Here is a 12,235-nt window from a genome sequence, read left to right as displayed (position 1 = left end):
GCTCATGTGCAAAAACGACGTCCTGGGTCAGGACGCCGTTTTTGTATAAGAATGAATTCGTATGACATTATTGCCATATACATAGATTGAGCGTAAAATAGTTTATTGATTTTGGGTGCCTGTTGTGATTAACGTGAAACAGGTATATGAATGAGGAATCCCATTGAATTCATAGACAGGAATGGTTACGTGAAAGATAAAATTGTAATGCCTCTCTGGACTTGCTGCCTATTCATCGTTGTGATGAATACCACCATGTTTAACGTCTCTTTACCCGTTATTATTCATGATCTTCAGATCACATCGGACCTGGGTTCCTGGGTCATTTCAAGCTACTCCATTGGTTATGCCTTGTCGACAGTGATTTACAGTCGATTGTCTGACCGTATTCCGGTACGCAAACTGCTGACGGTGGGCTTGCTAATCCTTGGTTTATCTTCATTGCTGGGATTATTTGCGCACAGCTTTGCGATCCTTTTGCTGACACGCATTTTGCAATCTGCGGGTGCAGGGGTCATGGCCGGACTTGGGCTTGTTATCGCGAGCCGCTATATCCCAGTGGAGCGGCGTGGAGCAGCCATCGCACTGATCTCATCAGGCAGTGCCATGGCGTTTGGGCTTGGCCCTATTGTGGGTGGACTCATTAGTGAGTACTGGGGCTGGAATGGACTTTTCGCTATTACGGTGCTTGTCCTGCTTGCGCTGCCCGTACTGCTCTATTTTCTCCCGCGTGAAACGGCCAAACCGGAGAATCCCTTTGATATGTTCGGTGCAGCATTAACCGTGATTAATGCAACTACCCTTCTGATTGCCATTACTCAGCAGTCATGGTTATGGCTGACCATCGGTGTCATTTCACTTATTGTGCACATCGTGTATATTCGCAGGGCGAGCCTCCCTTTTGTGAATCCACATGTATTCCGAACACCCGGGTTTACCCGGCTACTGATCATCGGATTCTGTGTTCTGGTCGTAAATCTGGGGAATCTATTCCTGATGCCGCTAGTGCTCGCTGATCTGTTTGGACGCTCGTCACTGGCTATTGGTCTGCTGATTGCTCCTGGAGCCATCGTCTCGGCATTCTGTACCCGTTTTGTAGGTCGCTGGATCGATCGCTATGGCAATATACGTTTTCTGATGATCGGGCACATTTTGCTAGCCGCAGTGCTTGCTCTGTTTATGCTGGGACTGAATCAGTCTGCCCTGATCATCACCGGAGGATATCTCTTCTTCTCCCCGGCACTCTCCGCCTCGATTGCTTCGCTGAATAACGAAGCGTCTCGGGTGCTGCCCAAAGCGCAAATCGGTTCCGGTATGGGCTTGCTGCAGTTGATCCAGTTTTTTGGCGGTTCGGTATCCGTAGCTGTCTGCGGGCTTATGCTGCATGGCATTCCGGGTGTTCCGGTTGAGGAAGCCTATCATTATGTATATGGATGTCTGCTCTTGGTCTGTCTGGCCTCGCTTGTCATCGTGGTCTGGCACAACAGAGCTGCACGATCAACTTCTACGGTTACGATGACTGAGACTGGATAGGTTGCAAACTAGGATGTATGTATTCTATATCATTCAATCAAAACATTCATGTATTCGATTGAGTAAAAGGCCCGCGCATAGCGCGAGCCTTTTGTCGTTCACGAGGATATTCAAACGGTGAATCACTCAACTGGATCACTCGGTCTGGCTTTTAAACAAGCTATGAATGCATTGAAATTATCAGCGATCTCTCGTACATTTTCCTCCAGCAGTTGCTGGGCTTCCTCCGAGGTCTCTGATTCACTCTCAGCATCTTCACGCACCATCGCCTCTTCATGATCCATAACCAGTACGGCAGGAGATTCTGAATTCTTTCGGTAATCCAATAAATAGTTGTTGCCGCTGCTGACACTCCAAGCAAACGGAATAATCCGGCTCGGATCCGGATTCACATCGTCTACCAGATTGATGTTATTTGCAATGAACTGATCATCGAGAGCAGAGAAACGAATTTCCCAATCGATGACCTCTCCATTTTCAATCATATCAAATGCTTGACCGTCGGTCTTCCGTTGGAACTCCAGATATTCGTGCGGAAACACAATGCTGTAATGCTTCTGAATGTTATTGATATTCAAGTTATTCATACTCTCCCTCCCCTACAGCCCTGTCATAGCACATCATTTTCCAACCAATGCTGCTTTCCAGGCTTCCTCCACTGCTACAGGAGCTTTGCTGTTGCTCTCGCCGCCGCCCTCCTCCGTCCAAAGCGGTGGATAATACGCAAATACTTGTCCTGTCTGAAGCTGTCCCATGTCGTTCTGCCAACCCTTCCAACGAAAGGTCTGATAGTACTGCTCCAGATCACCGTTGGCCAACCAGTTGATGAAGCCTGAATAAGCCAGTTCTGTCGATTCCCATTCCAGCGTGTCAGGGGCAAAATAGTATACATGTCCTGTACGGCCATACTTGCCCATATCCATTCCGAAAAACCCACCCGCCGCATCGTAGGCGACGATCATCATGCCTTCCAATGCGGGTACACACGGCTTGTCACCCACACCATTCCAACGGGTCAGACTCCCGAAAATACGGTCACCACCCGATCCAAGTAACGTAATCCAGCCATCATCTAACACGATTCCCTCTGTCTCATAGGCAACGGCTCCCAAATAGGATTTGGTGCTTACTTGGAGGCGATAGAGCGCATCTTCTCCGGCCTCCCGCTGTGCAGGAATATAGGTGTATTTATTTTGTCCATGGTCCAACAGTTCCTTGAGTTCCTCCCAAGCATGATGTTCCCGATCCACTAATTCATTTGCAGATAGTTTATGCATGATCACTCGCCCCTCTCCAACCTTTAACTTTACATATCGTTCATTTCCAATAGCTGCTCGTATTTATTCAGACTTGGCGAAGCTCATCAACGCTTTAGGGTTCATAATAACTATTTTTTGATTTTGCATTTGGACCACATTCTGCTGCTGCAAATCCTTTAACAATATGCTTACCGTTTCCCTCAGAGTTCCAACCATATCTGCCAGATCCTGATGAGTCAGTCTCAAATTAATGATGGACTTTCCCTCTTCCTGTGCACCGAATTTGGAATACAGTTTTTGCAGCGTCAGCATTAATCGTGTTTTGGCATCATTGATTTTCATCTCATGCAGCTTCTCATTAGCCAGGATCAGACGATCAATCTGAAGCTGTAGCAAACGGTCCTTAACACCTGGATATTGGACAATCAACTGTTTGAATGCCTTACCGTCAATGGTACAGACCACACTGTCACGATGGGAAACCACGGATAACATCCTCTCCTTAATGGGATCGACAAGCTCCATATCTCCAAAGACATCGCCCTGACCCAGCAGATCTACCGTATGCTCTCTCCCCTGTGTCGTTCTGTACACTTTGATGACTCCCGATAACACAATATAGGCAAAATGACTCGGTTCACCTTCATCAAAAATCCGTTTGCCTTTTGGGTAAGATATCGTTCGGAATAAAGGACGGATTTCTTCAAGTTCTTCCGGATACAAGTCTCTAAATAAAGGAATATCTTGCCATAATGTCATAATGCCCATAAGCTTCCTTTCTGTACCTCGGATGATCGTATGCTGGCATACAGCACTTCTTCACCAGCGCTGTTATAGTAGGTTCAAGCACACGATGCCACAATCAAACCACCTATTTTCCACAACCGGCATGTCCATTATTTTGTATAACGAGGAGAGAATGTGATGAGAATTAATCTGGATGGGCTGGGTTTAACCGAGACACCGGAACATGTATGGGATACTGAAAATCTGCTTGAACTAAGCCTCTATAACAACCGGATCAACACAATTCCCGATCAGCTGTTCCAACATACTGATATTGAAGTTTTGAATTATGCAGGAAATGAAATTGAGATTTTGCCAAGCCTTATCGGCCGCCTTGCTCACTTGAGAATGCTGGATCTTGGACATAATCGTCTCGAACAGTTGCCCAAAGAAATTGGAAAATTAAGCTCGCTGGATACGTTCCTCTACCTGAGCAACAATCGATTTACAAATCTTCCAGCAGAGTTATGTAACCTCAAGTCACTTCGATATCTGAATGTTACAGACAATCAGCTTCGGGAGCTCCCAGCAGAATTAGGCAATCTGAAGAGCCTCATTGAGCTACGTTTATATTATAACAAACTGGAATCACTTCCCGAATCGCTTACCGAACTAAGCCAATTGAGGGAACTTCACGTATACGGTAATCTGCTCACTCACCTGCCTCAGGGACTAGGCCACCTTACTGAACTTCGCATATTGGATTGTAACAACAATCGGATTAATGAATTGCCTCACTCTATTCAGGGCATGAAAAAATTGAGAAAACTAAGCCTCAGAACAAACAGAATAACCCATTTACCTTCAGAAATCGGTGCACTCGCCAACCTGATTGAGCTAGATTTGAGAGATAACGACATTTCGGAAATTCCTGAATCCATCCTAGAGCTGAAGCATCTGGAGAAGCTTGATCTCAGGTGGAATAGCAATCTGAGACCCACTTCCTGCTTAACTACCCTCGAGCAAAGAGGCTGTGTGGTTTATACATGAGCATTATAGCCTTCTGCATGAAAAGGTCGGATGAAGGATAGTACCATCTTGGATTTCTCGATGTTACACTTCCTCGACATGCTTCACCCAGATATGCTTGTAGTCGATTTTCCCCCATGCATTTAAGGCCATGCCTTCAAGCATGGGGTGATGCTGGGCTTTCTGAAGGCTGTGATACAGAAAGATGACATTAGATGAACTTTTGAGCTTTTCCTGAATGTCCATAAGCAGCTTAATTCGCTCATCAGAGCTTGGTTCTCCCATACATACTGTTAACTTGTCATCCACATAAGCGGTCAATTCCGGGCTGAGGTGATTACGCAGGAAACTGAAACGGGATTGATACAGCTCCAGCAGGGTAAGGTCTGCCTGCTCGCCAAGCACTTCTCCTGCCATGACCAGGTCGGCCTTTGCCAGCACTTGAGGGTCAGCCAGATGCTCGATCGGGAGCTTCACTACGTTCAGTTGAACCCCCATCTCCTTGCATCGCCTGCTAATCCACGCAGCCGTTTTTTCATTCTCCAACCATTCATACGTGTACAGGTTCAGAGACTGACCTCCATATTCGGATGCCTGAATCCGTTTTTTGGCTTCATCCAGATCAGAACTCGCTGCGTAATCCTGCTGCGCTCCACTGAGCACAAACCCCTCCGATGCACACTGCCTGAGACCACCCAGTTCCTTAATCATTCGTTCCCGATCCAATCCCTGATCCATGGCCTGACGAAATAAAATATTCTGCTGAATCCCTGCTTTGTTCAGGTTAAAGGTCAGGTAGGTGCTGCCATTCTCCAACTGGCTGAGAGAGGGTTCACTCGTTGATTCTCTACTCGCACCCGAATATAACAGCTGCATATCCCTGCTTGTCCTGTGTGACCCAGGCTGTCCTTCATAGTCCGGCCACACCCACATCTCAATCCGATCCAGATGAGGACGCCCTTCAAAGTAATGGCCATTCGCTTCCAGAACAAGCAGGGATTCATTATTTTTGATCATGCGGAAAGGACCCGTGCCAATCGGCAGTGCTGAGAAACATTCAGCTTTATCGGGACCTCCCAAATCTTCAGGCACGATCGAACAGCGATCCGTACAGAGAAAAGCTGGAAATACCGCATTGGGCTGGGCAAAATAAAAATCAATGCAATATCTCCCGGGAGTCTCTATAGCTTTGATTAAAGAAAACATCCATTCCGAGGATGTCCTTCCTGACATGCGTTCAAATGTAAATCTCACATCCTGTGCAGTCATTTCCTGACCGTGGTGGAACCGTACTCCCTTACGTAAGTAAAACCGCCACCGGGATGATGAGTCGTCCCATTCCCAATGATGAGCTAGTCCAGGAAGAATACGTTTTACCTCCGGATCGAATATGAGGAGTGTATCGAAGATCTGCCTTACCCAATGAGATTCAGTACGCCGCTGAACCCACGCAGGGTCCAGATGAGGGACCGGCCGGTAAAAGGGAAAACGCAGTACCTCCCGTTCCTCCCCATCGGTGCGCAAGATGCCCAGCTGTCGTTCCAGCCAATCGGTGAAGTCATCCTTCATTCGCTGCGTACCGGAAGAATCAATTAAACGCCATGCTTCATTGAGCTGCTCATTCTCCACAAGCTGCTTCGCTTTGGCTGCAAGCAGATCCGACACCGATACGTTAAAAGACATTCGGGATACATTGCCTCTTCCTCGACCGGGTATCCATGTCAAATAACCGGATTCCGTCAATTTGTTCAGCACAAGCTGTGCATTACGCCTCGAACAATCCAGCAGTTCAGTGACCTGTTCCATCGTGACTTCAATCATTTCCTGCTCAGGCACACCCTCAAAGTGAGTGCGCAAGATCAGATAATGCTCTTCTGCGTCCATCTTCACCCTCCTAAAAGGCGAAGTCGACTTGGTGAATGCTTCGCTTTTTCTTCCTCTTTTGCAAAAGTATAATGGACCTCATTACCACACGTAAAGAGGAGATTGTTATCCATGTCTGAAATCAACGTACACGCCACACCTACCACCACACTCGCCACATCCGTATGGAGAAATCCAAGCTTCATCATTCTATTTGCTGCCAGCGGCATCATTGCTCTTGGCAATCAAATCTATGAATTGGCTCTGCCTCTTATTTTATATGAACTCACCAAGTCTCCTGTAGCGATGTCCACCATGCGTGGCATTGAATTTCTGCCGAACCTGTTTCTCGCCATGTTTATCGGTGTACTGATGGACCGGGTGCATAAGAAATGGTGGTCTATTGGCTCCATCGTGTTACAGGTTATTCTTCTGCTCGCGCTGTTTCTGTCTTTTCAATATGGTCAACCCTCCATTTATGTACTCTACGGTTGCGGCTTTATTCTGATGACACTGAGTTATGCTTTTCGCAATGCATCAGCAGGCATGGTCAAACAATCGGTGCCCGCGCCACTGCTAACGTCAGCCAACGCGGCTTTGGGTTTCACCACAACGTTAATTACCATTATGGGTGCCGCCCTATCCGGAATGCTGTTGATGTTATCCAACTTGTATACGGGTCTGCTAATTACCGCCATTCTGCTTGCGATATCCTGTATCATTCTATTACCACTGCACTCCGCACCTGTGTCCAGAGGAACATCTCCTCAGGGCTTCTGGGTGGACTTTAAAGAAGGCTGGATCGAGCTGCGTCGCAACCATATGTTACTGGTTATCAGCATTACGGTCATTTTTCTTAATGCGACCTCAGGTATGGTGGATGCAACCGTCATCTTTTATGCCAAAGACACTTTGCAACTGCGTAATCTAGAGCTTGGACTTGTACTATCTGCTGCCGGAGTAGGCGGTTTAATCGGCAGTCTGGTGGTAAGCTCCCTGCGCCGCAAATATTCTGCTGGTGTGCTGATTGTGATGACCACACTGCTTCAAGGTTTCGCCTTTCTGATCCTTGGTTTGTTCCACTCAACCTACGGACTTGCAGTGGGTCTGTTTCTGTCTGGTATTTTTCAAACTATCAGCACGATCTGCATCTGGACATTCCGCCAGGAGTCCACACCACATCACATGATTGGCCGGATCAGCGGGATTACCGGGTCTCTGTTCAAGCTCGGCATGCCCTTGGCTATATGGGGAAGCGGCTGGATCTCTGAGCTGTCCAATCCTGCGTTGGTGTTCGGCATAGCCGCAGCAGCCAATCTCATCATTTTTATATGCTGCCGTTACAGTGTGCTCTGGGACCGAAAATAACGATCAACATATACAAACAGGTAGCGAGATCATACTCACCACCTGTTTCGTTTCTAAATACATCTCCCCATTGTGGAATTCTATGAGCATCTTACGCCTTATTTCACCCTTCAAATCTGCTATAATCGAACTTCATAGCTTGTTATTAAGGAGGAATCAACTTGTATCGTATGGCTGCAATTGCACTCCTGGCCCTGATCCTATTCGCAACCGGTTGTCAGAAGGATGAGGCTTCATCCGTCCCTTCTCCCGAGGCTGTGCAGGTACCGGATACCCAAAAGATGTTTTACATATCACCACAAGGAAACGATTCGAACAAAGGAACCATTCAATCTCCCTGGAAAACGTTGCAGCACGCTGCCGACCATGCTACACCGGGAAGCACCGTTTATTTGCGAGAAGGTGTCTATCACCAAAAGGTCAAAGTTACTCAAAGCGGTAATTCCTCCGGCAATCCAACCCTGTTTTCCAGCTATCCACAGGAAAAGGCCATCATTGATGGTGAAGGTCTATCGGTACGCGGCATAGAGGGTTTGATTGAAGTCGAAAATGCCAGCTATATTACGATTCAAAATCTCGAAATTCGCAACTTTACAACCTCACTTCGGGGACAAGTGCCTACTGGAATATATGTTCACGGGTCAGGAGAGCACATTCAACTCCTGGGCAACACCGTTCATTCCATTGCCAATGATGCTAAACCTTCAGGACCCAATTTACAGGGCAGGGACGCCCATGGAATCGCGATATATGGTACGGAGCATCCCCAAGCATTGCGGGATATTATCATCAAGGATAATGAGCTGTATGATCTTGTGCTCGGCTCAAGTGAGTCACTCGCAGTCAACGGGAATGTAGATACGTTTGCCATACTGGACAATACGATCCATGATACCGACAACATCGGCATTGATCTGATTGGGTATGAGGGAACTTCGGAGGACGATACTTATGATCTGGCGCGAAACGGGATCGTACGGGGCAATGAGGTCTATAATATCTCTTCCAATCTTAATCCGTCCTATGGAACAACACTCCCTAATGATAGCAATTCAGCAGGAGGAATCTACGTGGATGGAGGCAAAAATCATATCATCGACCACAATCGGGTATATCGCAACGATATCGGGATCGAGATTGCTTCAGAACATGCCGGACGTTCGACTAGCAACATTATGTTGCAGGATAATCTGATTTTTCATAACAGGCTTACAGGCATCGCCATGGGCGGCTATGATGAGCAGCGCGGTTCCACCGAGGACAGTATGATTATGTACAATACGTTAGTGGGTAACGACCTGCTGGATGCAGGCAATGGGCAGCTATTCCTGCAAGCCCAAACGAAGAACAATACGTTCAAACGGAACATTCTCGTATCGGGCAGCTCTGACGTGCTCATTTACAATGAATACACCAGTAATTCGGGGAATGTGTTTGATTATAATGTGTACTACTCCCCTGCACCACAAGAAGAGGCCCTGTGGGTCTGGAAAAACACGGAGTATTCCGGCTTTATCTCCTACACGGAGGGATCAGGAAATGACGTACATTCATTGTATGTGAACCCCCAATTTGTAGATGAGGCGAACGAGGATTTCACTCTCCAAGCCAATTCACCTGCCAAGGAAAATGGATTTATGAGCCATGAATAGATTGATATGATTCCAATTGGTGAAACTCTAAGCAAGACGAAAAAACGCTCAGCCATGATGGTGGTTGAGCGTTTTTCGTCTTTAGAATTTGAAGTACGGGCTTAACGAAGCAAATTATTATTCAGCGTCGTCGGTTATTTTTTCGACCAGTTTCCGCAAGCCATGATTGGTTTCGTTCAATTGATCAATTACACTCATAAACTCTGTGACCAGTTTGGCCTGTTCTTGAGAAGAAACTGAAATCTGGGCAATCTCCTGTTCCATGTTCAGTACGGACTTTTTCACAGCATCAAGAGACTTCTATTCGTCCCGTGGCTTCCTTTGTCCCTGTTGACATTTTACGGATTTCCGTGGCTACTACTCCAAAGCCTGCCCCGGCTTCACCGACCCGCGCCGCTTCAATTGCAGCATTTAAACCCAGCAGATTAGTCTGTTCTGAAATTTCTTTTATGTAGCTAACCACTTCATTCACATTACTGGAATCTTCAACCGCACGTTTCGTATTGCTCAAAATTTCTTCCGAGGTTGCACTCAACTCTTCCGAATGAGCAGCTACATGCTGGATACCTTCAATCAGTCTGCTTGTAACTTCTCCTGCCTAATTCATCAGTTGCAAAGGACTGCTTCTATCTCGTTCTGTTCATTCTTAATCGGAAGGAAATAAGAACTTTTCCCGGTCCATGACCGATATGGAAACATCCTGACGTGTAGCTTCGCGAATAAATGGTATTGCAGCCAAAACAGCCTCAACCTGATTCATAATGATATATTCACTTCCTCTAGTAGAGATAATACTGCTGAATATTATATCGACAGTTATTAATCAATTATGAAGGCTTACTACCATTACTCGCTTGTTCGGCTGCATGGGTCACCCGATTTCGCCCGCCCGTTTTGGATGCATAGAGCGCTTGATCCGCTTTTTGAAACAAAGACTGATCTGTATCTTCCTGCGAAACCGTTGCCGCGCCAATACTCACTGTAATGTTATACTCTCCCCAATCGGCAGAGGCGACCTGTGAACGGTATCTCTCTGCTATAGTTACAGCTTGCTCTCGATCACAATCCGCAAGAATAATGACAAATTCTTCTCCGCCATAACGCGCCACCACGTCCGTGCTTCGTGACACCGATTGCAGCAGGCCTGCCAGGTTACCCAAAACCAGATCTCCAATCGGATGTCCATACGTATCGTTAATACTCTTGAAGTGATCAATATCAACGACAAGAAGGGAGAAAACAAACTGAGTTTCCCGGAAGAGAGCCAAACTTTCCAGCATTTTATCCTGAAAAAATCTGCGGTTCTTGAGTCCTGTAAGCAGATCCGTCGAGGCCATTGTCTCCAACTGATCATTTACTTTAATCAATGCCTGCTGCTTCACCTTGTATTCTTCGTGCAGTCGTTCAAGCTCCTTGTTCGCTTCATGGGTAGCTTGATACAACTCTTGCAGCTTCGTTTTGGTATTCAAAATATCCTTTTCATGCTCAATTCGCTTGCGCATGACAACCACAACACAATCGATTACGTTTTCCCCATTGCGGGTCTGGCGAACCCCGTTCAGTAGAACCGGAACATCCTGTTGATCGATGGTCCGAAACGAAAAATACATCTCATCCACATGTCCATATAACTGAATGTAGGGATAGAAATACGTATGAAAAAAAAGCTTGTTGGTCACAGACATGGTGGACTCGATATGTCGTCCCAACAGCTCGTTGCGTTCATATCCCAGCAAAGTCAGCAGGGTTTGATTAATGGATTGAATGATTCCCGAATCAGCGATCGAGAAGTAGCCACATGGAGCCACATCTAATTGAATATCCATGAAATAATTGCCTTTCCTCTCATTTTATTTACACGCTCTGCAAATAGTCTATAATGAAGCGGCTTGTCTCTTCAGGCTGACTCAAATGTGGATAATGTCCCTTGGCCGTCATCTGTTGAAGTCTGCTGTTCTTCAGATGTGTATGCAAGTAATGCCCCACTTCAACAGGCGCAATGCTGTCATCTGAGCATTGAAGAATGAGCGTAGGTACCGAGGCGCGCTCCAATTCATCCCTACAATCCGAGAAAAACGTCACTTCCGCAAATTGTCTGGCAATATGCGGATCTCTCGAACAAAAGCTTTTTTCCAACTCATCCGTCAGCTCTTTCCGTTCCGGATTCTGCATAACAATCGGAGCGAGATAGCTGGCCCAACCTATGAAGTTCATCTGCATCATTTCCAGCAGCTCATCAATGTCACGCCGATCAAATCCGCCATAATAACCCGGAAGATCGTTTACATAACGCGGGGAAGGCCCGAGCATGACGATTTGCTTGAAATATTTAGGTTCATGAATGGAAGCAAGCATGCCAATCATGCTGCTGACCGAGTGTCCAACAAATATGACATCACTCAAGTCGAGCGCTTCCATAATCTCCAGCACATCCTGGGCATATCCTTGAAGATCACTGTATTTGTTTGGATCATAATAGTTAATTTGAGATTCACCTGAGCCTACATAATCAAATAAAACAACTCGGTAGTTCTCCGTAAAACTCGGAACAATATAGCGCCACATATCCTGATCACACCCAAACCCATGTGCAAAAATAATCGTTTGGCTGCCTTTTCCCAACACTTTCACATTGTTACGCACGAGGACGTCAATCGTCATCCAAATCACCTCTCTGAGGTAGTATCCTTTTGCTTTGACCTATCTGGTTATTATATCGGAAATTGTTGGGTTATGGATAAGAAATATTAATTTTCATTACTTTGGATACATAAAGAACAATCCACTTTGTATGCCAAAAGGCCC

General features: G+C 46.3%; 12 protein-coding genes. 4 read left to right on the top strand and 8 right to left on the bottom strand.

Features of this window, described 5'->3' with window-relative positions; genetic code table 11:
• The first annotated feature begins 189 nt into the window (after nt 1-189).
• Nucleotides 190-1,533 (top strand): MFS transporter, encoded by a 1,344-nt coding sequence (locus gpAD87_RS03115; RefSeq protein ID WP_064636152.1) that lies wholly within the window; start codon nt 190-192, stop codon nt 1,531-1,533.
• Nucleotides 1,534-1,655: 122 nt separating this feature from the next.
• On the opposite strand, the gene gpAD87_RS03110 is transcribed toward gpAD87_RS03115, so the two are convergent.
• The 3 genes from gpAD87_RS03110 to gpAD87_RS03100 form a co-directional block, all read right to left on the bottom strand.
• Nucleotides 1,656-2,120: an SMI1/KNR4 family protein gene (locus gpAD87_RS03110; RefSeq protein WP_064636150.1), complete on the bottom strand. Its 465-nt coding sequence runs from the start codon at nt 2,118-2,120 to the stop codon at nt 1,656-1,658.
• Nucleotides 2,121-2,153: 33 nt separating this feature from the next.
• Entirely contained in the window at nt 2,154-2,810 is a 657-nt protein-coding gene (locus gpAD87_RS03105; RefSeq protein WP_064636148.1) for a DUF2625 family protein, read from the bottom strand.
• A gap of 63 nt (nt 2,811-2,873) precedes the next feature.
• The gene (locus tag gpAD87_RS03100) at nt 2,874-3,551 is read right to left on the bottom strand and encodes a Crp/Fnr family transcriptional regulator (RefSeq protein ID WP_064636146.1); all 678 of its coding nucleotides are present in this window, start codon (nt 3,549-3,551) and stop codon (nt 2,874-2,876) included.
• Between the two features lie 165 nt (nt 3,552-3,716).
• On the opposite strand from gpAD87_RS03100, the gene gpAD87_RS03095 reads away from it, so the two are divergent.
• A complete protein-coding gene (locus tag gpAD87_RS03095; RefSeq protein ID WP_064636144.1) occupies nt 3,717-4,568 on the top strand; it encodes a leucine-rich repeat domain-containing protein in 852 nt (283 codons plus the stop codon).
• Between the two features lie 63 nt (nt 4,569-4,631).
• On the opposite strand, the gene gpAD87_RS03090 is transcribed toward gpAD87_RS03095, so the two are convergent.
• The gene (locus tag gpAD87_RS03090) at nt 4,632-6,431 is read right to left on the bottom strand and encodes an SgrR family transcriptional regulator (RefSeq protein WP_064636142.1); all 1,800 of its coding nucleotides are present in this window, start codon (nt 6,429-6,431) and stop codon (nt 4,632-4,634) included.
• 111 nt (nt 6,432-6,542) lie between these two features.
• On the opposite strand from gpAD87_RS03090, the gene gpAD87_RS03085 reads away from it, so the two are divergent.
• The gene (locus gpAD87_RS03085) at nt 6,543-7,778 is read left to right on the top strand and encodes an MFS transporter (RefSeq protein ID WP_064636140.1); all 1,236 of its coding nucleotides are present in this window, start codon (nt 6,543-6,545) and stop codon (nt 7,776-7,778) included.
• Nucleotides 7,779-7,948: 170 nt separating this feature from the next.
• Complete coding sequence (locus gpAD87_RS03080) at nt 7,949-9,430, top strand: DUF1565 domain-containing protein (RefSeq protein WP_157258515.1); 1,482 nt, start codon at nt 7,949-7,951, stop codon at nt 9,428-9,430.
• Nucleotides 9,431-9,547: 117 nt separating this feature from the next.
• On the opposite strand, the gene gpAD87_RS32420 is transcribed toward gpAD87_RS03080, so the two are convergent.
• The 4 genes from gpAD87_RS32420 to gpAD87_RS03065 form a co-directional block, all read right to left on the bottom strand.
• Nucleotides 9,548-9,715 (bottom strand): hypothetical protein, encoded by a 168-nt coding sequence (locus gpAD87_RS32420; protein WP_231952422.1) that lies wholly within the window; start codon nt 9,713-9,715, stop codon nt 9,548-9,550.
• Between the two features lie 4 nt (nt 9,716-9,719).
• Nucleotides 9,720-9,941, bottom strand: a complete 222-nt coding sequence (locus tag gpAD87_RS32415; RefSeq protein WP_231952421.1) for a methyl-accepting chemotaxis protein — start codon at nt 9,939-9,941, stop codon at nt 9,720-9,722.
• A 316-nt stretch (nt 9,942-10,257) separates the two neighbouring features.
• Complete coding sequence (locus tag gpAD87_RS03070) at nt 10,258-11,256, bottom strand: sensor domain-containing diguanylate cyclase (protein ID WP_064636136.1); 999 nt, start codon at nt 11,254-11,256, stop codon at nt 10,258-10,260.
• Between the two features lie 28 nt (nt 11,257-11,284).
• On the bottom strand, nt 11,285-12,091 hold the full coding sequence (locus gpAD87_RS03065) for an alpha/beta fold hydrolase (RefSeq protein WP_064636134.1): 807 nt from the start codon (nt 12,089-12,091) through the stop codon (nt 11,285-11,287).
• Nucleotides 12,092-12,235 lie beyond the last annotated feature (144 nt).

It is taken from the genome of Paenibacillus sp. AD87, from assembly GCF_001659845.1.
Taxonomy (GTDB): domain Bacteria; phylum Bacillota; class Bacilli; order Paenibacillales; family Paenibacillaceae; genus Paenibacillus; species Paenibacillus marchantiae.
This window is presented reverse-complemented; position numbering and strand designations above follow the sequence as displayed.

What these genes read in the sequence shown, in the direction of transcription:
- gpAD87_RS03110 (WP_064636150.1), bottom strand. Translation starts at nt 2,120, where the DNA reads ATGAATAACTTGAATATCAATAACATTCAGAAGCATTACAGCATTGTG.
- gpAD87_RS03105 (WP_064636148.1), bottom strand. Translation starts at nt 2,810, where the DNA reads ATGCATAAACTATCTGCAAATGAATTAGTGGATCGGGAACATCATGCT.
- gpAD87_RS03100 (WP_064636146.1), bottom strand. Translation starts at nt 3,551, where the DNA reads ATGACATTATGGCAAGATATTCCTTTATTTAGAGACTTGTATCCGGAA.
- gpAD87_RS03095 (WP_064636144.1), top strand. Translation starts at nt 3,717, where the DNA reads ATGAGAATTAATCTGGATGGGCTGGGTTTAACCGAGACACCGGAACAT.
- gpAD87_RS03090 (WP_064636142.1), bottom strand. Translation starts at nt 6,431, where the DNA reads ATGGACGCAGAAGAGCATTATCTGATCTTGCGCACTCACTTTGAGGGT.
- gpAD87_RS03085 (WP_064636140.1), top strand. Translation starts at nt 6,543, where the DNA reads ATGTCTGAAATCAACGTACACGCCACACCTACCACCACACTCGCCACA.
- gpAD87_RS03080 (WP_157258515.1), top strand. Translation starts at nt 7,949, where the DNA reads ATGGCTGCAATTGCACTCCTGGCCCTGATCCTATTCGCAACCGGTTGT.
- gpAD87_RS03070 (WP_064636136.1), bottom strand. Translation starts at nt 11,256, where the DNA reads ATGGATATTCAATTAGATGTGGCTCCATGTGGCTACTTCTCGATCGCT.
- gpAD87_RS03065 (WP_064636134.1), bottom strand. Translation starts at nt 12,091, where the DNA reads ATGACGATTGACGTCCTCGTGCGTAACAATGTGAAAGTGTTGGGAAAA.